Below are 25,731 nucleotides of genomic sequence, written 5' to 3'. Positions count from 1 at the left end.
GCATCTCCCCTTCTGTTCACGAATGCCGTCTGACGCTCACTTTCCATCGCGGCTCTCCGGCCAGCTGGGATCGAATCCAGCCAACCGCTCTCGCGCACGGGCACCCAGGTCCTCGACCCGCTCCCGGTACTCGGGCAGGGCGCCCAAGTCCCTGTACCAATGGCGCCAGCCATCGAGGTGCTCCGGATCCGCGATCTTCACGCGGTCCGGAATTGGCAGCCCTTCCCTCAAGGCTTCGAAGGCAAGATCCATCCGGTTGATCAAGAAAGCGCGTTGTGACAGCGGAACGGACCACTGCGCAACCCCTCCGCCCGGCACGGCGACCATGTCTCCGACATCCGCGAGGAGCTCCAAGCCAGGAGCAAGCGGCGCCAAAGACGCCGGTAGGGCGCCGCGTATCTCGGCGAAGGCCCAGAGTCCGAGCATGAACTCACCCTGCAGTTCCTGCTCGACGGACAGACTCCAGCAGCGTTCGATGTTCACCTGTCGACGCTGAGCAAGCAGCTCGACGTCGAAGAGCCGGACCAGCGCGACATCGTCGTCGCCCAGCGCGTGAATCCAGCTGCCCAGGTGTTCATGAAGGTGCGTGACAATGTTCAGCAGCTCGAACTCGGGGGACAGCCTTCGGCACTCGATGCCTCCGGGGCCCACGAAGGGCAGTGCGTCGGTGAGCCATCGCACCAGCGCGCTGTCCGGGCGCCAGTACTTGCTGGGGCCCGCCACATGGACGTCCATGCACAGTGGCGCCCCAGGACTGTTGCGTGCCCGATAGTACGTGGGCCCGTTGAGGCTCTCCTTGCGCCAGTAGCCAAGTTCCGGGAAGCGGGGCTCGATCTCCTCGAAGTCTTCCGAGGAGAACAGGATGTCGAAGTCATTCATCGGTCGGTACGCCGACTTCTCGTACTCAGACAGCAGGGCGCCGCCCTTGAGCAGTACGGAGCGGGAAACGATCTCCGGTTGCGCCTCTGCGAGCTCCGAGAGCGCCGCGACGAGCTCCGCATGTCGGGCTGTGGCGAGTTCCGTCCGGAAGCACAGCTCTTCGGCGATCCTGACCGGAACCCGATCTGACAGTCCGGCTGTCTGCAGTGCGTCCCACAACAGCGCGGACAGCTGGTGCCTCAGAGCAAGGACAAGCACCGCCGACCAGTCCACCGATGCGCCCTTGCTCGCGGACACCGCCGACCAGGCCGGATGCTCCTGCCAAGCCTGAACGGTGGACTGAGGCTGCGGCCCAACCGCACGAATGAGGTCACTGGCGTGCATGCATCTCCCTCCGGATTAGCTGGTTGGAACGGATCAGGAATTGTTGCGACGGCGCACTTCGGCGAGGATGGCGTCGACCACGGCCTCGGTGACTTTCTCTTGGCCGGCTGGGCTTGAATCGCGAGCATCCACGGTCGCCCATCCATTGGTGGACACGAACTCCTCGAACACTTCCAGGCAGCCGGACTGGAGGTCGATGAACGTCTCCCCGGGAGATCCGCCGAACGCCCGGAAGTTGTCGAACACTCCGATGGAATCGGCACCCTTGGCCGCAAGAACAGCGGCAGGGTCCTCTCTGAGATGGATACCGAGCTGCGGTGCGAGAGCACGGCCGAAATAGTCCTGCACGTGGCTTCGCAGATCGCTGAGTACAGCGCCTTCCGCTGGGGCACAGAATTCCGCCATGAGCAGGCTCTTGATGACATTCTTCACGCCCAGAGACTCCTGGATGACCACATGACCATCGGCGACGAGAGGTCGTACCACCGCTTCCTGGAGCAGAGTGTGCCCGGCCATCTCCAGCCAGCCGGTGGCGAGAGGGGACACCGCCCGCATGCCATGGATCTCCGCGGCGTGCAGCCGCGCCATGAACTCGCCCTCAAGGAGTTCCCGGATCGACTCCGGGGGATCCAGGGCACGTCCGTCAATGCCGGAGTCGGCGAAGAACACCGGGAACAGCTCCAGCCAGAGCCTCGACAGCTCGTTGTACGGGTACTCGTCGAGTCGGCCCATGCTCGCGGCCTCCGCGACCACCCGCTGCCACGAAACCCGCTTGATGGCGACTCCCGCTGCCGCGCAGCGTTCATCCACCCCGGCCATCAGGGACTTCTTGCTCGACCCGTCGATGCCGAGAACCATGACGCTCAGGCCCACACGCTCACCAACCGGTGGCATGTGCCCAGGAGTCTCACTCATCAGGAAGAAACCACTTGTCCCAGCTGCCGTCGGCGTACTCGGGCAGCGATCGGATGGTGTCATTGATGCGGGCCGGGCTCCAGGCCACCCACTTCTCCGGCTTCAATTCCGCCACCGCATCGTCAATCGTGTCCAGGTAGGCGGATACTGGCTCGTACCCCTGGGCAGTCATGTACTTTCTTCTGATGCGAGCGGTGATCTCGCGTGCTTCCTCGCCCTTGATCAGCCGGGCCCTGCCCTGGCCCAACACGATCAGTCCGTTTCCGTCGTCCCGCTTACCCTTGGCGAGCACCGAGGCCATACCGTTGGCCTCAATATTTCGTGCCTTCCGGGTAGCCGAGTTGCATTCGAAGTAGACCGCCGAACCCGACTTTTCGAACAGAAACCAAACGGGAGCCATGTGTGGCGTCCCGTTGGGGTTCACCGTCCCGATGGTGGCATTCCCCCTCTTCCGCAGAACTCGCTGAACCTCATCGGACAGTCCGCGTGCGGCTCGATAAGGGTCGGGTATCTCCGGCGCTGATTCAGCCTTCATGCTTCACCTCTCGATCCATTCCTCTTAACGCAGAAGCTGTGCACACTTCACGATGACGTCAGCCCACCGTCCACCGTGAAGTGCTGCCCGGTTATCCACGACGACTCGTCGGACGCGAGGAAGAGAGCCATACTGGCTATGTCGTCAGGCTCGCCGAGCCGCCGCAGAGGGTAGTGCGACAAGGCACGCTCAAGCCCCTCCTGATGCGTGCGTGGCGTCTTCAACCCTGCGGCAATCTGCGCATCGAGAGTTCCGCTCACCAAAGGGGTGGGCACAGTTCCCGGGCAGATCGCATTGACCCTGATACCAAACGGTGCGAAATCCGTGGCGGCCTGGCGGGTGAGTCCGAGAACTCCAGCTTTGGCTGCGGAGTAGGGAGCCAGCGCCTTCACGCCCACGATGCCGGCCACGGACGACTGAACGATGATGGAGCCCGATCGCCGCTGCACCATGCTTGGCAGGACTGCCCTCATACTCAGCCACGTTCCGGTGAGCATCACGTTCAGGGCACGATCCCAGACGCTCCGTTCAGCGGTCACCACTGTTCCCACCCCCGGGATCCCCGCATTGCAGTACAGCGCATCGATCCGCCCGTACAGCTCCAGGGTCACCTCTGCCATCGCCTGACAATCAGCCTCCGAACTCACATCGGCGCCCACTGCGGTCGCAGTGCCGCCGCCCCCTCCAATCCGGGCTGCAACCTCTGCAGCTGCATTCTGGTCGAGATCAGCGACCACGACGGCTGCACCCTCCGCCGCGAAGCGCCGGCCAGCCGCAGCCCCGATCCCCGATCCACCGCCCGTAACAATTACCGTCTTGTCGCTCATCCTGCGCGTCATTCACAAGACCCTGTACACGTGATAGGCGATGCCCCGCTCAGTCACTCGGCCTACACCCACCGCAATCGTTCGGTTCAGCCAAGCGTACTTCTTGGAACCCGTCTCGAATCTTGGGGTGGTACGGAAGTAGTATTCCGAAGGCGCAACGTCCTCTCCGCTATTCATTCGAGACCTCACCTCGGGGGACACATAATAGATCCCGCGATAATGGTTGTAGATCAGGTGTCCGTCATCGGTCCTGAGCGTTGCCCGTACATCCAGTTCTGACGTTCCGTCGGAGCCACGTACCAGCCAATCTCCTGCACCGGGAAGGATCTCACCTCTCAGTCTCGTGCCAACGAAAGTGCCGCCGGAAACGACATATACTCGGCGGCGCCCAAAGCTCGTTTCTCCAATGTCCTGACGCTCCTCGACCTCCGCCTCCAGGCTGAAGAGAAGCTCGGAACGCAGTTCCAACTCCATCAGCGAGATCCCATCTGCGACAGATCGAGGAGCTGGCTCAACGCAGTTCCGCTGAGGGCGTCGACGGCGCGCTGCCGATTCTTCGCGCGAGATCCTTCGACGACGTCGACCCTGGTCCAGGCATATCTTTCGGCGAATTCTTCGAAAGCGCCCGCAGTACACTCCTGTAGTTTGAGGAAGGAGGCGTCAATGTCTGTTCCAGCGGAAAAGAACCTCTCGAAAACCCCGATCCCGGATTGCTGTCGACGCCATGCGAGGGCCAGCTTCGGACTACCGTGTACATAAACGCCCACATCTGGCCTGAGCATTCGGCCGAAGAAATCACGCACAAGTGCTCTACCGATTTGTGGAGCCTCCGATGCTTCGGGAGCCAAATGTTCTGCGAAAGCGAAGAGTTTCACAAGGTGCTTATAGCCATAAGATTCCTGAAGGACCAGGTAACCTTCGGTGACCAGCTCTTTGATGACGACCCTGTGCAGCAGCGTGTTGGCTGCGAGTTCGATCCACGCCGACGCCAGGGCACCGCTGGGCTTCATCCCCTGGACCGAGGCGCCGTTCAGATATTCCGTGCCGCGGGCATCGAGATCCTCAAAGTCCAAAGGCAGTTCGAGCGACACCCCGTCCGCTGTCGTGGCTCCAGCGAAGTTGGTACGGAAGGACTGAACCCACAGCCGGCGCAGCTCGTTCTTGGGGAACCTCGGTGGATCATTCCCTTCCACGACACTTCGCCAGGACACCTCACGAACACGCAGCCCCTGGCTCCGGGCCAGCTCGGTGAGCTCACGGGTGAGCGTTGTCTTCCCCACACCGTCGATACCCATGAGTGCGACGTGGAGTCCGGGGGTGAATTTCGTCATCGTCCGCCTTTCATGTCAGAAGCAGCCCAGGGCACAATCTGCACAAATTCTCGAATAGCACGGCGATTTTCCGTCATGTTTCGATCCGGGCCTGGAGAGCAGCGTCGACACTGTCCCGAAAGAATCGAAGCCCATGCTCGTTACGCCCGAACAGGACGGTCTCATACCCAGGAATCAGCATTCTTCCCGCCCGTCCCATTCCATCTTGAGCAAGTTCCAGGACGCCGAAGTCTTCGGCAGCAGCCTCCATGAACTTTCCGATATTATCGTCCCAGTAGGCTCTCCGCCCCAAGGTGTCCTCCTCAACTATATGCAGGAAATGGACGTCACATGATTCAGGGCCCGCCGGCCGCATCGACATCACCGTAATGTGCCGCTTTTCCAGGAAGAGAACAGTGCTGGGAAAAATAACGTAAGCGATCGTGGCGTGTTCGCGAATTCGCCTGTCCTGCTGCTGCAGAGCTCGATTATCCAGCACCGACTTCTTGGGTGCGACAAGCCTCACATGATCACCAAGCCTGTCCACGAGAGATAGGTCAGGGGCGAACACGTATTTCTTCATCGCCGGATGGAGCCAGCGAAAGTGATAGGTCTCGAGAAACGCTTCGATTCCCAGTTTCCAGTTGAATCTCGTGGCTGCGCGCGACTGTTCGTAGAACGTATAGTTCTCCATCCCGACAGCAGCGAACTCGTGGTCCAAGGGGCCGAGATGGTCCGCGACCGTTCGGGTACCGACTGATTCTGGTGTCAGCCAGACGAAACCATGCCGGACCTCTGTGTACAGCGGCAATAGACCGCGGTTCTCCGTGTCGATATCCGGAAAGCCCCGTTGCTGGTCGGGTATGCCGCACAGGTCGCCAGAGAGGCCGTAGCGCCAGCCGTGCCAGGGGCAGGTGAAACCCTCGGCCACAGCTTTCCTGGAGCCGACGTCCGCCAGCCGGGTGCCACGGTGACGGCAAAGATTCACAAACCCGCGAATCTCCCCCGAGGCCTGGCGCACCACCAGGTACGGAATTCCGTACACATCGTCAGCCACGTAGTCACCTGGCGACTGCAACTGGCCGACGTGGGCGACGATGACCGGACTGTGGCGGAATATCGTGTCAAGTTCCCGTTGGTGGATGTCTGCGTCACGGTAGGCGTCGATACTCCACTCGACGGTCTCGTGGGCGATGTCCGTCGTGCCGTCGTCGATGTGGCGGAGTAGTCGGTCGACAAGCTCGGCCTGGATCTGTTCCAGCATGGGGCACCTCTGTTGAGCAACGTAGTGGGGGGAGCCGTCACAAGCCTCCTGTGACTTGTCAGCGCGGCTCAGTAGTCGGGTCGGCCCATCTCCGCTATCTCTTCGAATCCGGTCCGGATGTCCTCCGGGAGGTTCAGCGCGCGTACTGCGTCGAGTGCCTTGTTCACCTTGGCGGCCGCCAGCTCGATGGTGCGTTCACGGCCGCCGCCGCTCTCCACCAGCAAGGTCGCCCGGGCAATGTCCTCGTCCTGCGGGTCAGTGCCCAACAGCACATCGCGCAGCTCGGCTGCCACCGCGCCCTGCTCCTCCAGGGCGAAAGCCACGGGAAGAGTCGCCTTGCGGGCACGGAGGTCGAAGCCCGGCGGCCGGCCACCGGTCTCGTGTGGCCGGCCCCAGATACCCAGAAGATCATCCCGGGCCTGGAAAGCTACGCCCAGTGTTTCGCCGTAGGCACGCAAACCTGCGATCACCGAGTCCGGGGCGCAGGCGAGGACAGCGCCCATGGTGGCGGCGCAGCGCATGAGAGAGGCCGTCTTCCATTCGGTCATCTGAAGACAGCGGGCCACACTCACCTCCGTGGCGCCCTCCATTTGGAGGTCGATCGCCTGACCTTTGAGCATCGTCGCGAAGGTGTCGTGGTAAAGGCTCACCGCCGCGTGCCGGTTCGGCGAGTCGCAGCCCAAGAGGGTGGATGATCCCAAGGTGAAGAGCGAGACACCCGACAGAGTGGACATGCCTTCCCCAAACACCACCCAGGCCGTTTCCCGCTGCCTGCGGAAGCGGTCCCCGTCCATCACGTCGTCCAGCAGAAAGGCGCAGTTGTGCATGGCCTCCACCGCGATGGCTCCAGGAATGGCGGTCTCCACGGGCCTGCTGCCCGCGGCCGCAGCGGCCAGCAACGCCAACGCGGGCCTCACGCCCTTGCTGCTCTGTTTCTCCACGCGGTTGCCCTGCGCGTCTCGCCATCCCATGTGGTAGTCGACGACCGCGCGGATCTCCGGGGACAGCTCACCGAACGCCAATTGCAGCGCGGGCACGATGCGCGCGCCGGCGCTCTCCAGGACAGGAGGGAGTTTCATGAGAAGTTCTCCTCATACGTGTCGTGTCAGTCTCGCCCGACATGACGGTCGGCCATAGCCGCACGGAGTGCGGGGTGCGCTGTGATCAGCTCAAGGCCACGACTCATGTTCGTCGCGAGCCCGGTGTCATCCACCGTGTGCACGAGCCAGTTCCAGTCCTTGGCCACCCGCCGGAACGCGTCGACGGTCTGCTCCTGCAGACGATGGAAGCTCAACTTGCCGCGCTCGCCCGCAGCGCTGAAGTCCTCCAGCACTCCGACATGACCTGATTCGTCCATGCGCCACTCGTAGGCGAGGGAAATCGGACCGTCCATCAGTACCCCGATGTCCGGTTGGAACGCGGCGGTGCCGAACATGGTCGTCATGAACGACATGACGTGGTCAATCAGCTCGCCGTGCACCGGGTCGGATGGGATGCGCTCGGCGATGAGCAGCTGCTTGAGAACGTGCTTGTACGGAAACGTCTCCTGAATGACGATCTCGCCTCGCTGCAGGGCCGGGCGCACAATCTCCGGGAACAGCACGACGTTCCCCGCGAGTTCGACCAACGCTGCGGCTGTCGGGCCCGCGTGACGGCTGCCGCTGACTTCGGACCGGCCCAATCGGTCCTCGTAGTCGCCGTCCCGCCAATGGGGGTAGTCACGGGGCAGGACCACCGGTGTGCCATTGCATGAGGAACCGCCGTACAGCAAACGGTAGGTCTCCAGCCACAGCTGCTGCAGGGCGTGCCCGGGCCACGGCGTCGCCTCGTTCTGTTCGAGAGCACGGCGCCATGAGATGAGACGAACGGGCAGGCCGTGCTCACGGAGCAGTTGTGCGAGATGGGTGGCGAGAGACGTCTTTCCGATGCCATCCACGCCGAGGAAGGAGATGTGCAGTCCCTGGCCCATCAGCCGCCGTCACTTCCTTCGCTGTGGAACTCGGATGCCGTTCCGCCCAGGCTGCGGTAGGCGCGCATCTTTTCAGCGCGCTTGCCTGGATCGTCCGTGAAACGCTGCTCCTGAAGGATGCTGCCCCGCCGGGCGTAGATGCGGTTGAGGTAGACCAGAATGGGCATGTCCTCCAGCCGTACTTCGTCTTCCCCCAACCATTCCCGGCCCACCAGGCACTCCGTGATCCGGCCGAGCACCACCTGATGAGAGGGCGTCACATTGAGGTTGAGCTCACGGCGTCCCAGGTTGCCGACCGCTTCACAGGCCATGACGATGGGGCAGCTGTCCACGTAGGGCAACCCGGTCTCCGGCATGCGGCAAATACTCAGACCGGATTCCTGAATCTTGCCGGGGCTACGTCTCAGCGGTCGCGTACCAGTGACGTCCGTGGCCCACAGATCGGTCTCCAGCGGCAGGTTCACCACGAACGACCCAGTTCTGCGGATGTTCTTGTAGGTCTGCCGGCGGGGCTTGATGCCCACTGCGATGACCGCGGGGTCCAGACACACCACGCCGACGGCCGACATGGCGGATACGTCTACCTCGCCGCTCTCGCTGACTGTACTCAGCAGGACGACAGGAGACGGGATGTAGAAGGCATTCGGAGGTACGGACACCTTCTGACGGCTGTCCGTCCTGTTAACTACTGGCTCGCCGGAGACGTGCAATGTTCGACACCACCTTAAGGATTCCTTCCTGGTACGAGTCGAGGAGGTCGTCACACGGATTGTGCAGCGCTGGAGCGGGAAAACTGAGGCAGCTTTCGTAGTAGCGCTCCGCGCCGCGCAGTTCCCCGGGCTGATAGAGGGGGCGAGCTCTGCCGGGCTGGTAGTACGGCGGTTCCAGCTTGTTCGTGCGAAAGAGCCGCTGCCAGTGCAGGGGCCTGTTGGACGGTCGGTCGACGTCCAGACCCTCTGCTTGGAGTGCGCGGACAAAGTCGTCCAACGGCAGTCCATCCAAATCGTCCGGGACGTACTGAGCCTTGTATCCGTACCAGCCGCCGCGCGTGACGTACGGGGCGGTGAACTGGGGGCGAAGCCCGGGGATGTCGTGCAGGCGCTCACTCAGACCTTCGAGTACCGCGCTCTTGACGGCGATTCTGTCGTCCAGGTCGCGGTACTGCTCGATGCAGATGGCTGCCGCGACGAGCCCAATGCGGTGATTGCCCCCCATACCCACAGCCACATCCTCGGCCGGCCAGCTGTGGGCCGCGCGCTCGTGGGTGTGGCCGAGTGGTTGCGGCGCGCGGAAGATCTCCTCGTCGGCGGTGATCATCACACCGCCCATTCCACCGCTCACCATCTTCCGTGCGCCGAGGCTGAACGCGGCCGCATCCGCGAACGTACCGACGAGTCGGCCGCGATAGCGGGCGCCATGAGCGTGCGAGCCGTCTTCAATCACCTTCAGGCCCCGGCGGTGTGCCATCGCCCCCAGAGCATCCATCTCGACCGGATGCCCCCATAGATGGGTGACAGCGACGGCCCTGGTCCGCTCGGTGATACGCGACTCCGCGTCAGCCAGATCGATGTTCCCGGTCACAGGGTCCGCATCGCAGAGGACCGGGACAGCCGACAGGAGGAACAGGGGTGCCACCGTCGCGTGGAAACTGTAAGTGGGCACCAGCACTTCGTCGCCGGGGCCAACCCCGACCGCGAGGTACGCGGATAGGAGCGCATCAGTCCCACTGGAGGACGCCAGTGCGTAGGGGACACCGTGATAGTCGGCGACAGTCCGTTCGAGTTCCCTGAGCACGCATCCGTAATCGTAGTCCGACAACTCCCCCGCATCGAGCAGCTGGTCGACCCGGCTCCGGGCTGCGGGAGACAACTGCGGCCAGCGAGGCGGGAGGGCGAGCCTCACGGCCTTCGGACCGCCGTGAAGTGCCAAATGGCTCATTGAGGGGCCGTCCCTTCCTCATTCCTTGCGGACAGGAGCGCTTTGCTCTGGCGGTAGCCGTCCTGAGGTGCTGCCTCGCTGCCGACCTGGAGGAGGTCACGGCCCCGGGATCCCTGTCGATACAGCGAGGTGCCCTTACAGCCGAGCTCCCAGCTCAGCCCGTACACCTCGGACGCGTCGACCACCGTGGCGTCGAATGGGAGGTTGACAGTTTTGGACACCGCGTTGTCCGTGTAGCGCTGCCAGCGTGCTGCCACTCGGACGTGCCACTCGGGGGCAATGTTGTGCGCGTAGCGGTACTTGGCACGCTCGCCCGGACCGAGGGGCAGTTCGCTGAGCGGCTTTATCTTCATGAGCTGAAGGCCTTCCTCGGCCGTCATCCCCGTCCGCTGGCACAGATCGGCGAGTAGCTCCTCGTCATAGAAGTTGATCCCGTCCTTCGACAGGACATCCTTGTTCCAGACGGCGGCAAACCTGGGCTCGATGCCGGACGAACAGCCCGCGACCATGGATATGGTTCCGGTCGGCGCGATGGTGGTGACAGCGCAGTTGCGAGTCGGCACCGGCCAACCGGTGTGCTTCCAATTCGGGAACGGGCCTCGCTGCGCCGCCAGTTGACGACTGGTCTCCCAGGTCACCCGGCTTATTCGAGTGCCGAGATCATCGATGAGGTCCAGGCATGCCTGCGAGTCGTAGGGGATGCCGAGGGCAATGAGAAAGTCAGCGAAGCCCATCACGCCCAGGCCAAGCCTGCGGTTGGCCTGAGCGAATGCCGTAATCCGCGGGTCGGGATACTGGCTGGCGTCGATCGCGTTGTCCAACAGCCGAGTCGCGGCGGCGAAGGTCGACTCCAGAGCGGCCCAGTCGATGACCCCAGCTCGCGCGAAGGCAGCGAGGTTCACCGAGCCGAGGTTGCTGGCTTCGTACGGGTAGAGGGTCTGCTCTCCGCACGGGTTAGTGGTGGTGATGGGTCCCAGATGGGCGGCGAGGGGGTTGGCGCGGTTGATGGTGTCGACGAACAGTACCCCCGGATCACCGGTGCGCCACGCGTTCTCCGTCAGTCGCTCCCAGATTTCAGCGGCTGGCACACGGCGCACGGCACGGCCATCCCATGGGCTGGCGAGCTGGACCGATCCTCCCTCGCCCAACGCGTGCATGAACGCATCGTCGATTGCCACGGAAATGTTGAAGTTTGACAGCCTGCCGACGGTCGCCTTGGCGTCAATGAAGGCGAAGATGTCGGGATGCCTCACAGACAGAGAGGCTAGATTGGCACCCCTCATCTTGCCGCCCTGCATCGTCACCATCGTCTCGGCATCGAACAGATGAAGCCAGGAGACGGGGCCGCTCGCTCCTGCCGCTTCCGCAGAGACAATGGGAGCGCCACTCTCGCGCAGCGCACTCAAGTCGAAACCGGTGCCACCACCGGTGCGGTGACAGGCCGCCGCCAGTGCAAGCGATTCGAAGATCTCCCCGAAGTCGTCGCGCAGCGGCAGAACGAAGCAACTGGCAAGCTGAGGCAGGCGGGTGCCGCAGTTGTTGAGGATGCGTCCGCTCGGCCAGAAGTGGTTGTCCTCCATCAGCGCGCGAAAGCGACCAGTCCAAAATCGGATTGTTGACTCGTCACCGCCGAATCGTTCCTCAACCGCGCCCAGTGCCCCGGCAACGCGGCCAAGGATCTCTTCTGTCGTCTCGAGGGTCACCGCACCCGAGGGTGAGGAGATCCGCCGACCGAGCTTGCGTTCGAGGATCGATGCCGTCAACGCTCTCCTCGCTGGCTTGGATGGCTCATGACACAGTTCAATGCTGCCGCGACCGTCTCCGAGAGTGGTCTGCCGTCCACGGGCAGCACATTCCACCCCCATGCTTGGGCGTCTTCACAGAGCTCAGCGGCCAAGGCCGACTGGAGCCTCAGCGCGGCTTCAAGGCCCGGCTGGCCAGCCACGGACATATCCGCACCCGGTTCCAACGCTCCGCGCTGCGCGATGCGCCATCGGGTTGTGATGGCCGGGTCCGCGTCGAAGTGCAACCCGACGTCCGGCTGCAGGTGTGGAGAGGAAAGCGCGACGCGGATCCCGCTCAGGAGGTCGTCGACCGCGGCACTCAACGCGCCTTCCATCTGCTGCGCCTGTCGTAGCGTTCTCACGACGTTCTTGAGGCAGTAGCTGTCGGAGATTACGACTGCGCCCCGCTCGACCGCAGGGGCGATCACCTCGGCTCGGGCCAGACAATAGGCGTTGAGTTCCAGCATTCCGCTGGCAAGGACCGCGGACTGCAGCGGAGGATCAAGGAGAAAGAGCCTCCACCCTTCCTGCGCCACGCAGTTCAGAGCATCCCACGGGTGGCCCTTACCGCGACGCGCCTCGGTGAAGAGCGCATCAGTGCTCGCGTCCACCACTTCGCGGCCCGTGGCCTCGAAGTGCACACGCAACTGCGCAGCTACAGAGGACTTCCCACTGCCGTCGATCCCCAACATCGCCACATAACACCCAAAGCCCATACATTACACCACCTAACCAAATCTTGCATGATAACGGGATCCCTCTTGTCCTGCTATTGCGCCGAAACTCTGTGAGCCTATTGATCAGAAGCGACGGGACACGAGAGGTGGCGGCAATGCTGGGAATCAGCGAAAATGCGCCGCAACCCGATCCTGGCGTGCCGAAAGGCGAAGATGCTCTCACGACAACAAACCTCATGAGCCAACAGGCCCAAGACCGACGGCTCACCGCACCACACAAGCCGACCGGATCAGAGTCGTCCGATCGAGCCGATCCTTCGGGTGGGATGCCCCCGCAGACATTAGCGACTGATCCATAAGATGCCCAGTCTCTTTGAGAAATCTCGCTGCATGCAGGCTCCATTGGCACCGACCGAGCACCTCCATGGCATAGCGAGGGATCGCCACCACCTCTATCGCGCAGTGATTCTGGCACCGAGCCGTTCGAGGCCTCGCCGGTCAAACACCACTCAACGCGACATCAAAGCACACGCCTCATAAAGGCACCAAAAGCAGCCCCGACCAGGCATACCATCGTCCCGGCCACGGGTATCTCTGCCACCAGACAAGCACACTTCCCCCGTCGGCTCGAATGCTCATATAGTCGGGTTGCTCCATTCGGCATCGCGAGCTTCGTCGCCGAGAGGGATTCGGACGCGCTACCCCGACCTTCGACGTCGGACGCCATGTCCGTCTGGAAAAGACCTTGACTCTCCCAGAACCGCGCATCGTCTCGCGAAGTTCGTTTCCCGGTATCCGGAGGCGTTGCCGGCCGCAGGCAGCGGCCCGCAGAGCGACGACTTCTCGCAACTACGGCTTCGAACAGCTCCCGCTCAGCGTCCAGGCTCCGACTCGCGGCACATCGGCCGCGTATCCCTTGACGGCCGGCAACCTCAACGGCGATCGCCTCACACCCATGGAGTCACAGTGACTACTGCACAACAAGAGAGCTCCTGGCGCCTCCTGGAGTATGTGAGCATTCACGACTACACCGGTGACGCCGACGAGGAGACCGAGGAGCTGAAGCGGAATCTGGACTGGAACTATCTCGCGATACAGACGATCAATCATCGCCTCCAGCCGAAGATGGCGGACTTCCTCATCCAGGCCGACTGGCTCGCACTCGTTCCACGCGAGCTGCGCCTCAACCTGATCGACGCGCTCCACTGGAACCGCAACATGGTGTCCAACCTCACCGCGGAAGCCACTCGCATAGTCTCGGCCATGCGGCGACACAACATCACAATCGCCTGCACGAAAGGCATAGTTCTGGAGTCCTCCGTCTACGGTGGACGTGCGACCCGCCGGTTCGGTGACATCGACCTCATGATCCACCCCGCTGCACAGCAGGAAGCGGCCGCTGTCATGAAAGAGCTCGGCTACTTCTCCGGAAAGGACTACGACTACCGCACCGACACCTTCGTGGATCTCCCACGAAGGGACGCGGCACTCTATCGGCTGTACCCCGATCATCTCCCCCACTTCGTTCTACCCGTGACGGATCAGGGTGTCCGCTGGTACGTGGCCGACATCGCCTTCAGTCTGACCTGGTACAGCAGTGGCTGGCAGTTCCCCATGGACGAGGTGCTCCTGCATGTCGACGAGGTGCACACCTGCGCGGGCGAGAGCCTTCCAGCGCTCGCCCCGGGCTACAATTTTCTCTTCACCGTGCTCCATCTGTTCAGAGAGGGCTGGTTCGAGCGCACGGTGCGGCAAAAGAACATCCGCCTGGGTCAGTTCGCCGATGTGTGGCGGTTGTGGAACGCCATGGACAAGCCACAGAGAGTCAAGCTTGCGGACCTGATCAATTGGCACGATGTGGCGCCGCCCATCGCTTGGGTTTGTCATTTCGTGGATCAGCTCTTCAGCAGCCGCATCGTGGACGAACTGCGGCTCGCGGCCTACTGCGACAGTGACTGGCTGCACAGCGTCGGTGCCACCAACGGTGGACATCTGTCGTGGTCCGGAAGCATCCGTGACCGTCTGCGGGCCGATGGCCCACCCGCACTCACCCCGGTGCCGCCGCCTCCGCACGCCGCACGGGCCCGTGCAGTGGCCCGCTGAGTTCCATGGACGCGTTCTCTTCCGACAGGTCCCCGGCAAAAGCCTGGTACACACCTCAGCACCAGAGAGCCGAGATTCGTTTTGAGGCGCTCGCCGTGCCGGACAAGGCCGGCGGGTGGACACACACCGACCCGGCCGCGCGCAGTCGGGTCACTGCACTGCTCTGTCTCGAGCTGGGCCTGAGCCGGGAGGGCAGCCGCGCGGTAGTGCACCTGGCGGCTTCGCGCGCCTGTGTCGCGCTGCTACAAGGACCCAGCAGCCTGCTCACCGGTGTTCCCGGTAACGGCGAGGGGGAGCGGCGGGCCGCATCGCAGGTCGGGTGGATCTTGTTTGTCAGGCCGCCCAGGTTTGCGCGGCACGCAGCATCTGGTCGAGCGTGCCGTCCGAGAACACTTCGTCGCACGAGGCAGGGAGGGCATGCACAACTTCGGCGCCAAAATCTACACATTCGCTGCGAGTCCGCCGCAGAGTGGCTCGATGAGATCCGGTACCGAATACAACCACGTGATATGGCGCCCAAGTCAACCGCCCGAACAGCCATCTTCATTGCTACCCCACAGAAGAACACAAGATCTCACAGTCCATTTCTTGCCAGGCAGTTCACTTTCGGTCATTGGTCAGTCAATCTTTCGATCACGTGGTAATCGCTGGGCAGCCCATGACTAGCATCGCACCATCGATGAACGAGCTGGTAGCGGGTCAGATCCCTCCTTGGGTGTCACCGAGGATTCCGGCCGAGCACCTGCCGCGCTCGACCTTCTTTACAAGGACTCGCCATTTTCAGGAAGGAAGGAACTTGGGGGAATCGTCCAGCTCAGCTCTGAGGCCGGAAGCCGATTCACTGCTCGCTCTCGCACATCTGGAACCCGGTGAGGAACGGATCAAGGGGTGTCGCTATCCGGTGGCAGAACAACGGAACGACGTCGACCGGAGATCCTTCGTCGACCGGGAAGATCCTCACATGGCGCCTCCTCTGGTTGCCCACCATGTCATGCGGCGCCGGCTGGAACGTGGTGCGGGTGGCCAGACAGACGTCCCGTACGCCCGGCTCCTCCGGGCGGTCCACTACGGCAATCAAACCGTGGTCGGTGAAGAGTTCGGGCGGGTCCTGGAAAATCTCGGCGGACCAGACATGGCATACCCTGTCCGCAACGACCGAGCCCTTGCGGACAGGCTGATCCGCAACCCAGGAGTCAGGCACACGCGCGACCTGGACATCCTGGTCGAATATGAGGATGTGCGTTCGTTTTCCCTTTTACTGGATTCCTTGGACCACCAGCTGGGGTATCTTTCCTCCGACTCCGACCCGATCACCATCCTCTCGCGCCGCACTCCGTTGCCCCGGCACGTGGTCGACATCCGCTTCGACAGATTCCAATACCCTTTCGAAAGCCACCGCCCCCGTAACGGAGCTCCTCGGACGACGCGTGGTCTGCTCCGTCCACGTCCGGAGCAGCTTCATTCCGGCGCCGGCAGACCAGTTCACCGACCACTGCACCCATCTGCGCAAAGAAGCTGTCAGTCGCCATTGCATCGAAGTCGGAAGCGATCTCCAGCCCCTGAAGTTCCCCGACATCACCCCGGCCTTCGACGAACCGACCGAACACGGTCCGTGGCCCGCCGCACGACGGTCGCGGGTACGCGCGTTCCGGGCGGAGCGGAGCGTGTACTGCTCCCTCCACCACGCTGCCCTGCTCTACCCCGACTCAGCACCTTCGGCCGAACTCGACGCCCTCCGCACTGATGTTCCGGGCTATCGCGATACATACGACGCCCTGGACAGTTCAGCCGGGCGCTGGGAGCGGCCCTTCCTGGAACACATGTTCCACGGCCGTCGGAACGGCGAGGATCGCGGTATCAGCGCGATCCCTCTCGACTGACCCGCACCGGGAGTGAGGCTCAGATGACCTTTGTGCACAGCCTTCTGAATCAAGCCGCGGCGACCGCTCCGGAACACACTGCGGTGCGGGACTCATGGGGCGGGCTGACCTGGGCCGAGCTTGCCCACGCGGCGCGGCGGGCGGCCTCCGGGCTGGTCGCCTGCGGAGTCCGGCCCGGTGACCGGGTCGCCGTGCGGGCGGTCCCCGACCGCCGGACCGTTATCGCCTTGTACGGCTGTCTGCAGCTGGGAGCGGTGGTGGTGCCCTTCAGCCCCGACGCACCGCGATACCAACTGTCCCATGTGCTGGCAGACGCGTCACCCAAGCTGCTGGTCACCGATGACGAATCCCACCGGGCCTGGGCTCCTGTTCCCGTCCATGGGCTGAGCAACCTGTCGACGGAGTCCGGCCCCCTGACAGTGGTGCCCGCGCACGCACCCGGGCCCGAGGATCTGGCCCTGCTGTTGTACACCTCGGGCAGCACCGCCCAGCCCAAGGGGGTGTCCTGCACTCATGCCCAAGTGGCCTTTGCCGCCCGTGCGGTTGCGGCTGGTGTCGCCTACCATCCCAACGATGTCGTCTACTGCCGGCTTCCCCTCTCTTTCGACTACGGCCTCTACCAGATCTTCCTCTCGGCACTGGCAACCGCGACACTGGTCCTGGCCGACCCCGGTGAGGACGCCGCGCTTCTTGCCGGAATCCGCCGTGTGCGGGCGACCGTGGTACCGGTGGTCCCCTCTCTCGCCACCATGCTTCTGGCGCTTGCCCGCCGTGAGCCCCCCGGAGTGGCGGACCGACACATCCGCCTGTTCACCAATACCGGGGAACATCTGACCCCCCGGGTCACCGAGGCCCTGCGAAGGGCCTTCCCCGGGGCGGGGGTGCGGCTGATGTTCGGGATCACGGAGTGCAAGCGCGTCACCGTGGCCGGGATTGATGAGGACCTGGGGCACCCCGGCTCAGTGGGTCGTGCCCTTCCGGGCACCACGGTGCTGATCCTGGACCGCGACGGCCAACGGCTGCCTCCGGGCCGTACCGGTGAGATCTGCGTCCAGGGACCTCATGTGATGCAGGGTTACTGGCAGGCCCCCGATCTGACGGCAGAGCGGTTCCGGGCGGACCCCCTGACCGGTGAGCGCACCCTGTTCACTGGGGACTTCGGGCATCTGGACGTCGAAGGCCGACTGTACTTCGAGGGCCGCCGTGACGATCAATTCAAACTCCGCGGCACCCGGGTCTCCTCCTTGGAGATCGAACGTGCCGCACTCACTCTGGACGGGGTCGAGGCGGCGGCTGTCGTACCCCCCTCCACGGAGCGTGACGCCGTCCTCTGTGTCGTCGGTTCTCTCTCCCCCGAGGGTGTCCTGCGTGGAGTGCGCGGCCTTCTCGGGCCGGCCAAGAGTCCACAAAACTGCCGTGTCGTCACCGCGTTGCCGCTGACCGCGAACGGCAAGACCGACCGGTCCCGGCTGGCTGGGATCCTGGAAGGCAGGCTTCTGTGAAACCCGGCTCGGAGAGGACCACGACGGTCCACCAACTCGTGGAACGGTACGGCAGCCCTCTGTACCTCTATGAGCTCGACGATGTGGACCGTGCTGCGGCACAACTGCACCGCAGCCTCCCCGCACCGAGTGCGCTGTACTACTCACTCAAGGCCAACCCTCATCCCGTACTCGCCGAGGCGCTGCGCACCGCGGGGTGCCGGGCCGAGGTCAGCTCCCCCGGAGAGCTGACAGCGGCACTCGCCGCCGGATTCGCTCCCGGTGACTGCCTGTACACCGGGCCCGGGAAGGCCTCGTGGGAGATCGCGGTTGCCCTCGCACAGGGAGTGCACCGCTTCTCGGTGGAATCATCCGCCGACTACCGAAAGGTCGCACGCGCCGCAGCCGCGCAGGACACCACCGCGCACTGCCTGATCCGGGTCAACAGTCCGCGGCTCCACGGAGCCAGTGGGCTACGCATGACCGGGGTTGCCTCCCCGTTCGGAACGGACGCGGATCTGCTCATCGCGACAGCCGGCCAATTCGCCCCCCGCCTCGGTGCGAGAGTCATCGGCACTCATTTTTTTCCCCTGAGCAACGGCAGTGACGAGGAGACCGTGACTGCGGAGATCACGGCCAGTATCGTCCAAGCGGTGCGGTTGCGGGACAGGGCCGGGCTCGAGCTGCAGGAGGTGGACCTCGGAGGGGGTTTCGCCATGCCGTATGCGGTGCCCGGCACCCGCCCCCTCTACCCACGGCTACGCCACCGTGTCGAAGCCGCCCTTGATGCGCAGCTGCCGGGCTGGCGCGCCGGAAACCCCGAGGTGGCATTCGAGTCGGGACGGTATCTGGTCGGTGGAAGCGGTCGACTCGTCTGCACGGTGAAGGATGTCAAGCGCAGTCACGACCGCACCTTTGTGGTGCTGGACAGTGGTATCCATCATCTGGGCGGCATGTCCGGGCTCGGACGGCTGCTGCCGATGTCGGCACGGGTCACACCCGTGCCGCGCGGCCCCGGCCCGGCCGAGGAGACACCCATGGACAGGGTCACCGTCGTGGGGCCGCTGTGCACCCCCGCCGATCAGTTCTCACGCGATCTGCCACTCGGCACACCCGAGCCGGGTGATGTCGTGGAAATACCGAACGTCGGGGCATACGGGCCCACCGCGAGTCTGCTCGCCTTCCTCAGCAGGCCGGTCGCCGGTGAACTGATACTGCGCACCGGGAACCCCGTGCATGCCTCCCGGCTCGAACTGCGCCGCACCCTGCTCGACGATGACGACCAGGAGTCCCTGCCCCCCTCATCCCCCAGGAGCGAGTCGGATGGTGTCTGACAACGGGGCCCTGAAGGCCGCCGACGGCGTCCTCCCTCTACTACGGAAGCAGGCCGCCCAGGTCGACTCCTCTGCGGCCTTTCCCGAGGCGGGGATGGGCGCGCTGGCCGGCAGCGGACTGTTCGGGCTGCTCATACCGACCTCCCACGGCGGCATGGGCAGAGACCTCCGCGATCTCGTGGATGTCGCCCAGGTCCTCGCCGGGGGCTGTCTGTCGACGGCGATGATCTGGGCCATGCACTGCCAGCAGACCGATGTGCTGGTTCGGTTCGCCCCCGCATCGCTGCTTGACCGTCTCCTGCCACGTATCGCACGAGGCGACGTATACGTGGCCTCCGTGACCACCGAGCACGGTACGGGCGGGCATCTGCTGACCGGGGTGGCACCACTCCGGCAGGCGGACACCGGGCTGCGCCTGGACCGGGAGGCTCCGGTCGTCACCGGGGGGGAGTACGCCCAGGGGTTCCTGATCACCATGCGGTCCTCGGAGGACTCCTCACAGCACCGTGTATCGCTCGTCTACGCAGACCGGGATCAGTTGGAGATTGAGCCGCGTGGCGGCTGGGACACCCTCGGCATGCGAGGCACCCGGAGTGTGGGACTCAAGCTCTCCGGTGTCGTCCCCGAGAGCCAGCTCGTCGGAGAGCCCGGCGGCTTCCGCTCAATCGCCGTGGAGAGCATGGCCCCCGTCGGTCATCTGGCATGGGCCGCCTGCTGGCTGGGCGCGGCCCGTGCCGCGCTTGCCGATCTGGTCGGGCTCTTCCACTCAGGTGACCGGCCGCGGGGAGCCAATGTGGCTTCGGAACTGACCGCCGAGCGGCTCGCCCGGATCCGTATGGAACTCGAACTGGTCGGCGCGTACCTCCACCGGGTCAGGGATGAGGTGGTCGCCCTGCGGAGTGAAGGCGGCACCCTCTCGGCGACACCGACCCAGATTCACCTCAATACGCTGAAGGTGGCGGCGGCCGAGCTGACCTACAGCGCCGTGGACCGGATGGTACAGCTCGCCGGCGTCTCCGTGGGGTACCGCCGAGGTGCGGCCATCCCTCTCGAACGGCATCTGCGCGATCTGCGCTCCGCGAGTCTCAACTACTCCAACGATCGCCTGCTGACGGCCAACGGTGCACTCACCCTGCTGGATCGCACCGTACGGCTGGCCTGATCCCGTGATCACTGACTGGGAACGGAATCCTGAGACGATGACTCATGTCACATGGCCGGATAGCTTTGACACAATTCTTCGGCAACATGTGCCTCTCGCCAGCGGCGCCGCGCTGACCCCCGACGCCGCGTTGGCTGATCTGGGGCTGGACTCACTGGCCACAGTCGGTCTGCTCATCGCAGTCGAGGAGGCCTACAGCGTGCAGTTCCCTGACCTGGACCTCACAGCGGAGACCTTCGCCACTCCGCGTACTCTGTGGGCGACGGTCAGCCGGCTCCGTGCCGAGGCGGGTGCATGACCAGGAGGCCGGACGAGCATCCACTGACATTCGGTCAGTTGTCGGTATGGCAGATCATGCGGTCCTACCCCCTCGACCGCTGGTCGGAGACCTATCTGCGAGCCACGGTTCCGCTGCCCGCCACAACTCCGCTGAGCAGGGTGCCGGACGCCCTCGACGAGCTGTGCTCCCGGCACGAGTCACTGCGGACGCGCTTCGCCGAGACACCCACTGGTCCCGTCCAGCGGATCGCCCCCGTGGGCGGACCCGCAGCCGTCCCGGTGCTCACCGCGACGGTGGAGCAAGCCGTGCCAGCCCATGCCGCCGACGAGATCGCCCGCCCACGGATCGACCGTGCCACCGAGTTCGGACACCGCTTCGCCATCGTCACGGACCGCGGACGACCCACCCATGTCGCCCTGGTGGTCGACCACATCGTCGCGGACGGATACGGCCTGCGCCGACTCTGCGCCGAGCTGTCCGTCCTGCTCGGGGGCGACAGCGCCGACGGGACCCGCTGGCTCGCCGAACACCCGCCCCAGCCACGCGAACTCGCTGCGGAACAGAGGTCCGAAGTGGGGCGCAGACGTCATGACGCCGCCGAGAAGCACTGGCGGGAACTCATGCGGACCCTGCCCGCCGACCTCTTCCCCCTACCGGAGTCCGCCGGAGAGACAGCGGGCCGTGTAGAGGCCATCCTTCGGTCCCCACACACCAGCCCCGCGCTTGCCACGCTCGCCGCACGCACCGCTGTCTCACCACAGAACCTGCTGCTTGCCCTCACCGCTCTCGCCACCTCCGAGGTGACACAGCGCTCCGAGGTGGTACTCACTCTTCAGGCGGGCAACCGCTACAGTCCGCGCTGGCGCTCCATCGTCAGCTCCATGAACCAGTACGCGCCGCTGGCGCTGGACATCGGACCGAACTCGGCCTCCTTCGCGGACTTCGCCGCCGGCATCCAGCGTTCCGCCCTCCGCGCGTACCGGCTCGGCTCGTACGACATCGTCGCCATCACCAATCTGGTCCAACGCGAGCGGGACATTGCGCTGGGATTCGACCACTTCTACAACTACATGGCCCTCGGGATCACCCCCGCTCCCGCCCACAGCCCACCCTCATCGTACGAGCCTGGAACAATCACCGAGGAGCCCTCGCCCCACCGGCAGATCGGCCCACGGTTGGACATCAAGGTACGCAACGGCCCCGACGTTCCGGTGGTGATACGCGCCGACCCCCGGCTGTTGCCGCCCCCAGCACTGCGCGCCCTTCTGAGCTGGTACGACCGCCAACTACACAGGCTCGCGTACGGCTCCGCGCAGACCGTGGGCGAGATAAGGAGATCCTGTCGGCACGCCCTTGCGCATAGGACAGCCGCATGACTCACTGGCACACAGTCGCAGGGGAGCGCGGCAGACTGCTGCAGCTGCTCTCCGGAGCCGGCCCCAGGCTGCTGTCAGCCCTCCTCGGTGCCCATCTGCTGGCAGCGCTCACACCGCCCGCCACGGCACTCGCCACCGGCTGGCTCCTCACCCAGGTCCTCAAGGAGGACGGCACGGGCGGCACCCTGTTCCCACTGTCGATGATTGCCCTGCTGGTGCTGCTGGGCCAGATCCTGGAGATCGCCAGGGATCCCCTGGACCTGGCGGTCGCACGGCGAGTAGACGGTGCTCTGCGCAAGGAGATCCGGCTGTGTGTCGCAGCTCCCCGGGAAATCGCCCATCTCGACAACACCGCCTACACCACGGAGCTGGCCCGCGTCAGCGAACTCGGCGGCTGGCGGACCCGTACCCCGGGAACCGGTGCCGTGGGTCAGCTCAGCCTGCTCGGACGGCTCACGGGAGCGACGCTCTGCGCCGCCGTCATCGCCTGGTACACACCGGCATTGGGCGCCGCACTTCTGACCGTGACGCTGGTGATGCGGGCGACCATCCGCCGTCAGTGGATCCGGCTGAGTGCGATCTGGGACCGGCACGCGGGCGACCGGCACCGCATGCGGTACTGGGCCGACACCGTCAGCGGCCTGGCGGCGGCGAAGGAAGTCCGGCTCTATGGACTCGGTGACTGGCTCACCGCCCGTCATCTCTCCCAGGGGGAAGGATGGTTGGAGGAGATCTGGCGGGAGCGACGGGGGATTCTGCGCCGCCAGTGGTGGACGTTCATGCTGGCGGCCGGGGCGGGGTTCGCCGCGCTCTATGTGCCGGGCACGGGACTCGAAGCGGGCCGGACCGGTCAGGATGAACTCATCACGATGATTCTGGCCGCCTGGGGTGTGTTCGCCGCCGGGTCCATGGGCCACGAGGCATTCGACATCGAGTACGGGCTCGGAGCGCTGCGGTCCCTGGACCGGCTACGGCAGGACGGCCTCGGATCGGAGGCAGACAGCACAAAGGGGGCCGAACCGCCCTCCGATTTACCAACGGTACGCTTTCACTCAGCCTCCTTCACCTATCCTGGTACGGACCGACCCGTTCTCGACGGGCTCGATCTGGAGATCCGCCCAGGTGAACTGCTCGCCATCGTGGGACAGAACGGAGCGGGCAAGACCACCCTGCTCAAAGTGCTCGCCGCCCTCCAAAGACCGACTGGAGGGCAGGTGACCGTGAACGGACAGGATCTCGCCGAGCTGGACGCCGATGCCTGGCGGCGGCGGATCACCGCTGTTTTCCAGGACTTCGTGCACTATCCGCTGACCGTCCGGGAGAACATCGCCCTGGGGGCGCCGGAAGCGGCGACCGATGACACGGCCGTCCTCGCCGCGATCGACGCGGCGGGCGCGCGAACGCTGATCCAGCATCTGCCCGATGGGTTGGACACCTTGCTCACCAGGGAGCACTCTGGCGGTGTCGATCTCTCCGGCGGTCAGTGGCAGCGGCTCGCCATCGCCCGGGCGTTGTACGCCGTCGCACACGGACGCCGACTGCTGGTACTCGATGAGCCCACCGCCCACCTCGATGTACGAGCCGAGACCGAATTCCACGACAAGATCGTCTCGGCGGTCTCCGGGGTAACCGCCGTTCTCATATCGCACCGGCTGTCCACGGTGCGGCGCGCGGATCGGATCGTCCTCCTGGATGGCGGCCGGATCACCGAGAACGGCAGCCATGACGAGCTGATGGCACTCGACGGCCGATACGCCGCCCTGTACCGACTCCAGGCGGACCGGTTCGACCACACCATCACGGGACCTGCGGACCCCGAAGCGGAAGGAGCCGAGGGATGAAGCGGCACCCTCACACCGCCCTGGAGATCGTGCGTCTCGCCTACGCAGCCGACACACGCGCCACCACGGCCGTCCTTCTTCTGGCCTGCGTCAACGCCTTCGCGGTCGCAGCCACTGGGCTCAGCGTACGCGAGGTCGCCGATGCCACCGACCCGGACGGCTCCGGCGGTCTGCTTCCGGCCGCGGCGGTGGGGGCCCTCGCCTACGCGCTGATCGCCTCGGTGCAGCGGGTCCAGCACAACCTCCAGGTGGACCTCACCGAGCGGGTGGACCTGGTGCTCTCGGAGCGTCTGCACACCCTCATCGCGCGGACACCCACCCTGGAACACCTTGAGCGGCCCGACTACCTCGACCGGCTGAGTGGAATTCGGTCAAGCACGGAGACTCTCGCGGGCGCCTGCTGGGGGGCGGTCGGCGCGGCCTCGTCGCTGCTCAGCCTGGGCCTCAGTGCCTGGCTCCTGATGGATGTCCATCCCGCGCTCGCGCTCCTCGTCCTGCTCTCCGTCCCTCCCCTGCTGTTCTCCCGGCGGGCCACGGATCTGCTCGGCAGGGCTCGCGACCTGACCATCGACGCCGAGCGCCGTGAGGCACATCTGCACGGGCTGGCGACCGGGGCCGCCGCCGCGAAGGAGCTCAGGATCAGTGGGGGTTCCGCGGAGATCAGCCGCCGGGCCTCCGCCTACTGGTCGGAGGCCACATCACATCTGGTGCGGGCCCAGCGTCAGGCCGCGGTGTGGCAGGCAGCCGGCTGGACCTGCTTCGCCGCCGGGTATGTGGCGGCCCTCGCTCTCGTGGCCGACCTGGTCGCCCGGGGCGACGGCACAGCGGGTGACCTGCTGATGGTGGCCAGCATCTCCGGCTACCTCCGCACCCAGCTGAGCGCCACGGTCAGCGGCGCCACGCAGCTCGCGGAAGGCGAGCACACCATGCGCCAGTACCGATGGCTGCAAAGCCACACCGCCGAGCACCGCCACACCGGCACCCTGGAGCCGCCGAACCGTCTCAACGAGGGCGTCACCCTGCGCGGGCTCACCTTCGCCTACCCGGGCACCGCAACGCCAGTCCTGCGTGGTGTGGATCTGCGGCTACGGGCCGGCACCACGGTGGCGGTAGTGGGGATCAATGGAGCGGGGAAGACCACCCTGGTCAAACTGCTCACCGGAATGTACGAGCCCGATGAGGGAGAGATACTGGTCGACGGGACCCCGCTCCGCCGACTGGTCCTGACAAGCTGGCGAAATCGGGTCTCCGCGGCCTTCCAAGACTTCTGCAAGCTGCAGACCACCGCACGCCATACAGTCGGTGTGGGAGATCTGCCCCGCGCCGAAGACCACGATGCGGTAGCGCGCGCCGTCGCGGCGGCCGATGCCCAGCGGGTCGTCGACCGTCTGCCCCAAGGACTGGACAGCCAGCTCGGAATCGCGTTCGACGGTGCGGAACTCTCCCATGGTCAATGGCAGAAGCTCGCACTCGGCCGGGCGCTGATGCGTCGCCCCCTGCTGTCCGTGCTGGACGAACCAACAGCGGCGCTCGACCCCCAGTCGGAGCACGACCTCTTCGAGCGTTTCACCCGCCCCAACGGCAGTGTGCTCAGGGCCCCAGGGCACATCACCTTGCTGATCTCACATCGGTTCTCCACCGTTCGCGCTGCCGACCACATAGTGGTCCTGGACCAGGGGCGGGTGGCCGAGGAGGGCACCCATGAACAGCTGATGTCGCTCGACGGTCAGTACGCCGAGCTGTACCGCGTACAGAGTCGCGCCTACACCTGACCGGCCTGCGACGGGCCAAC

23 protein-coding genes are annotated in these 25,731 nt (G+C 64.9%); 9 read left to right on the top strand and 14 right to left on the bottom strand.

Annotation, left to right across the window (positions count from 1 at the left end; genetic code table 11):
• Window positions 1–36: 36 nt before the first annotated feature.
• From AAFN69_RS07040 to AAFN69_RS06980, 13 genes are all read right to left on the bottom strand, one after another.
• Window positions 37–1,263: a nucleotidyltransferase family protein gene (locus AAFN69_RS07040; RefSeq protein ID WP_347727438.1), complete on the bottom strand. Its 1,227-nt coding sequence runs from the start codon at window positions 1,261–1,263 to the stop codon at window positions 37–39.
• A gap of 33 nt (window positions 1,264–1,296) precedes the next feature.
• Window positions 1,297–2,136 (bottom strand): hypothetical protein, encoded by an 840-nt coding sequence (locus AAFN69_RS07035; RefSeq protein WP_347727437.1) that lies wholly within the window; start codon window positions 2,134–2,136, stop codon window positions 1,297–1,299.
• 34 nt (window positions 2,137–2,170) lie between these two features.
• Entirely contained in the window at window positions 2,171–2,713 is a 543-nt protein-coding gene (locus AAFN69_RS07030) for a pyridoxamine 5'-phosphate oxidase family protein (RefSeq protein ID WP_347727436.1), read from the bottom strand.
• Window positions 2,714–2,760: 47 nt separating this feature from the next.
• Entirely contained in the window at window positions 2,761–3,540 is a 780-nt protein-coding gene (locus AAFN69_RS07025) for an SDR family oxidoreductase (RefSeq protein ID WP_347727435.1), read from the bottom strand.
• A gap of 12 nt (window positions 3,541–3,552) precedes the next feature.
• The gene (locus AAFN69_RS07020) at window positions 3,553–4,014 is read right to left on the bottom strand and encodes a DUF3237 domain-containing protein (protein WP_347727434.1); all 462 of its coding nucleotides are present in this window, start codon (window positions 4,012–4,014) and stop codon (window positions 3,553–3,555) included.
• Window positions 4,014–4,871: a hypothetical protein gene (locus tag AAFN69_RS07015; RefSeq protein WP_347727433.1), complete on the bottom strand. Its 858-nt coding sequence runs from the start codon at window positions 4,869–4,871 to the stop codon at window positions 4,014–4,016. The genes AAFN69_RS07020 and AAFN69_RS07015 overlap by 1 nt, the downstream gene beginning before the upstream one ends.
• Before the next feature lie 73 nt (window positions 4,872–4,944).
• The gene (locus AAFN69_RS07010; RefSeq protein WP_347727432.1) at window positions 4,945–6,114 is read right to left on the bottom strand and encodes an aromatic ring-hydroxylating dioxygenase subunit alpha; all 1,170 of its coding nucleotides are present in this window, start codon (window positions 6,112–6,114) and stop codon (window positions 4,945–4,947) included.
• Window positions 6,115–6,182: 68 nt separating this feature from the next.
• On the bottom strand, window positions 6,183–7,193 hold the full coding sequence (locus AAFN69_RS07005; RefSeq protein ID WP_347727431.1) for a polyprenyl synthetase family protein: 1,011 nt from the start codon (window positions 7,191–7,193) through the stop codon (window positions 6,183–6,185).
• A gap of 26 nt (window positions 7,194–7,219) precedes the next feature.
• Window positions 7,220–8,083, bottom strand: coding sequence for a hypothetical protein (locus AAFN69_RS07000; RefSeq protein ID WP_347727430.1), 864 nt, complete (start codon window positions 8,081–8,083; stop codon window positions 7,220–7,222).
• On the bottom strand, window positions 8,083–8,742 hold the full coding sequence (locus tag AAFN69_RS06995; RefSeq protein ID WP_347727429.1) for a flavin reductase family protein: 660 nt from the start codon (window positions 8,740–8,742) through the stop codon (window positions 8,083–8,085). Before AAFN69_RS06995 ends, AAFN69_RS07000 begins: the two co-directional genes overlap by 1 nt.
• A 22-nt stretch (window positions 8,743–8,764) precedes the next feature.
• Window positions 8,765–10,021: an aminotransferase class I/II-fold pyridoxal phosphate-dependent enzyme gene (locus tag AAFN69_RS06990; RefSeq protein WP_347727428.1), complete on the bottom strand. Its 1,257-nt coding sequence runs from the start codon at window positions 10,019–10,021 to the stop codon at window positions 8,765–8,767.
• Entirely contained in the window at window positions 10,018–11,784 is a 1,767-nt protein-coding gene (locus tag AAFN69_RS06985; RefSeq protein WP_347727427.1) for an adenosylcobalamin-dependent ribonucleoside-diphosphate reductase, read from the bottom strand. The genes AAFN69_RS06990 and AAFN69_RS06985 overlap by 4 nt, the downstream gene beginning before the upstream one ends.
• Window positions 11,781–12,497: a hypothetical protein gene (locus AAFN69_RS06980; protein WP_347727426.1), complete on the bottom strand. Its 717-nt coding sequence runs from the start codon at window positions 12,495–12,497 to the stop codon at window positions 11,781–11,783. The genes AAFN69_RS06985 and AAFN69_RS06980 overlap by 4 nt, the downstream gene beginning before the upstream one ends.
• Window positions 12,498–13,493: 996 nt before the next feature.
• On the opposite strand from AAFN69_RS06980, the gene AAFN69_RS06975 reads away from it, so the two are divergent.
• The gene (locus tag AAFN69_RS06975; RefSeq protein ID WP_347727425.1) at window positions 13,494–14,585 is read left to right on the top strand and encodes a nucleotidyltransferase family protein; all 1,092 of its coding nucleotides are present in this window, start codon (window positions 13,494–13,496) and stop codon (window positions 14,583–14,585) included.
• Between the two features lie 838 nt (window positions 14,586–15,423).
• Here AAFN69_RS06975 and AAFN69_RS06970 read toward each other — a convergent pair.
• Complete coding sequence (locus tag AAFN69_RS06970) at window positions 15,424–15,786, bottom strand: hypothetical protein (protein WP_347727424.1); 363 nt, start codon at window positions 15,784–15,786, stop codon at window positions 15,424–15,426.
• A 226-nt stretch (window positions 15,787–16,012) separates the two neighbouring features.
• On the opposite strand from AAFN69_RS06970, the gene AAFN69_RS06965 reads away from it, so the two are divergent.
• Genes AAFN69_RS06965 through AAFN69_RS06930 form a run of 8 tightly spaced genes read left to right on the top strand, consistent with a single transcriptional unit; the run spans window position 16,013 to window position 25,711 of the window.
• Window positions 16,013–16,465, top strand: a complete 453-nt coding sequence (locus AAFN69_RS06965) for a hypothetical protein (protein ID WP_347727423.1) — start codon at window positions 16,013–16,015, stop codon at window positions 16,463–16,465.
• A gap of 23 nt (window positions 16,466–16,488) precedes the next feature.
• A complete protein-coding gene (locus AAFN69_RS06960) occupies window positions 16,489–17,967 on the top strand; it encodes a class I adenylate-forming enzyme family protein (protein WP_347727422.1) in 1,479 nt (492 codons plus the stop codon).
• Window positions 17,964–19,280, top strand: a complete 1,317-nt coding sequence (locus AAFN69_RS06955; RefSeq protein ID WP_347727421.1) for a type III PLP-dependent enzyme — start codon at window positions 17,964–17,966, stop codon at window positions 19,278–19,280. The genes AAFN69_RS06960 and AAFN69_RS06955 overlap by 4 nt, the downstream gene beginning before the upstream one ends.
• A complete protein-coding gene (locus AAFN69_RS06950; RefSeq protein ID WP_347727420.1) occupies window positions 19,270–20,442 on the top strand; it encodes an acyl-CoA dehydrogenase family protein in 1,173 nt (390 codons plus the stop codon). The genes AAFN69_RS06955 and AAFN69_RS06950 overlap by 11 nt, the downstream gene beginning before the upstream one ends.
• Window positions 20,443–20,446: 4 nt before the next feature.
• Window positions 20,447–20,740, top strand: a complete 294-nt coding sequence (locus AAFN69_RS06945) for a phosphopantetheine-binding protein (RefSeq protein WP_347727419.1) — start codon at window positions 20,447–20,449, stop codon at window positions 20,738–20,740.
• Window positions 20,737–22,098: a condensation domain-containing protein gene (locus tag AAFN69_RS06940; RefSeq protein WP_347727418.1), complete on the top strand. Its 1,362-nt coding sequence runs from the start codon at window positions 20,737–20,739 to the stop codon at window positions 22,096–22,098. The genes AAFN69_RS06945 and AAFN69_RS06940 overlap by 4 nt, the downstream gene beginning before the upstream one ends.
• Window positions 22,095–23,939 (top strand): ATP-binding cassette domain-containing protein, encoded by a 1,845-nt coding sequence (locus tag AAFN69_RS06935; protein ID WP_347727417.1) that lies wholly within the window; start codon window positions 22,095–22,097, stop codon window positions 23,937–23,939. Before AAFN69_RS06940 ends, AAFN69_RS06935 begins: the two co-directional genes overlap by 4 nt.
• Complete coding sequence (locus AAFN69_RS06930; protein WP_347727416.1) at window positions 23,936–25,711, top strand: ABC transporter ATP-binding protein; 1,776 nt, start codon at window positions 23,936–23,938, stop codon at window positions 25,709–25,711. Before AAFN69_RS06935 ends, AAFN69_RS06930 begins: the two co-directional genes overlap by 4 nt.
• Window positions 25,712–25,731: the final 20 nt, after the last annotated feature.

Source organism: Streptomyces sp. CAU 1734, assembly GCF_039888735.1.
Taxonomy (GTDB): domain Bacteria; phylum Actinomycetota; class Actinomycetes; order Streptomycetales; family Streptomycetaceae; genus Streptomyces.
This window is presented reverse-complemented; position numbering and strand designations above follow the sequence as displayed.

Bases quoted from the DNA above. Each gene is read 5' to 3' on its own strand.
- AAFN69_RS07020 (WP_347727434.1), bottom strand. From the start codon at position 4,014: ATGGAGTTGGAACTGCGTTCCGAGCTTCTCTTCAGCCTGGAGGCGGAG.
- AAFN69_RS06935 (WP_347727417.1), top strand. From the start codon at position 22,095: ATGACTCACTGGCACACAGTCGCAGGGGAGCGCGGCAGACTGCTGCAG.
- AAFN69_RS07040 (WP_347727438.1), bottom strand. From the start codon at position 1,263: ATGCACGCCAGTGACCTCATTCGTGCGGTTGGGCCGCAGCCTCAGTCC.
- AAFN69_RS07015 (WP_347727433.1), bottom strand. From the start codon at position 4,871: ATGACGAAATTCACCCCCGGACTCCACGTCGCACTCATGGGTATCGAC.
- AAFN69_RS07000 (WP_347727430.1), bottom strand. From the start codon at position 8,083: ATGGGCCAGGGACTGCACATCTCCTTCCTCGGCGTGGATGGCATCGGA.
- AAFN69_RS06940 (WP_347727418.1), top strand. From the start codon at position 20,737: ATGACCAGGAGGCCGGACGAGCATCCACTGACATTCGGTCAGTTGTCG.
- AAFN69_RS07025 (WP_347727435.1), bottom strand. From the start codon at position 3,540: ATGAGCGACAAGACGGTAATTGTTACGGGCGGTGGATCGGGGATCGGG.
- AAFN69_RS06950 (WP_347727420.1), top strand. From the start codon at position 19,270: ATGGTGTCTGACAACGGGGCCCTGAAGGCCGCCGACGGCGTCCTCCCT.
- AAFN69_RS06960 (WP_347727422.1), top strand. From the start codon at position 16,489: ATGACCTTTGTGCACAGCCTTCTGAATCAAGCCGCGGCGACCGCTCCG.
- AAFN69_RS06930 (WP_347727416.1), top strand. From the start codon at position 23,936: ATGAAGCGGCACCCTCACACCGCCCTGGAGATCGTGCGTCTCGCCTAC.
- AAFN69_RS07010 (WP_347727432.1), bottom strand. From the start codon at position 6,114: ATGCTGGAACAGATCCAGGCCGAGCTTGTCGACCGACTACTCCGCCAC.
- AAFN69_RS06980 (WP_347727426.1), bottom strand. From the start codon at position 12,497: ATGTTGGGGATCGACGGCAGTGGGAAGTCCTCTGTAGCTGCGCAGTTG.
- AAFN69_RS07030 (WP_347727436.1), bottom strand. From the start codon at position 2,713: ATGAAGGCTGAATCAGCGCCGGAGATACCCGACCCTTATCGAGCCGCA.
- AAFN69_RS07005 (WP_347727431.1), bottom strand. From the start codon at position 7,193: ATGAAACTCCCTCCTGTCCTGGAGAGCGCCGGCGCGCGCATCGTGCCC.
- AAFN69_RS06990 (WP_347727428.1), bottom strand. From the start codon at position 10,021: ATGAGCCATTTGGCACTTCACGGCGGTCCGAAGGCCGTGAGGCTCGCC.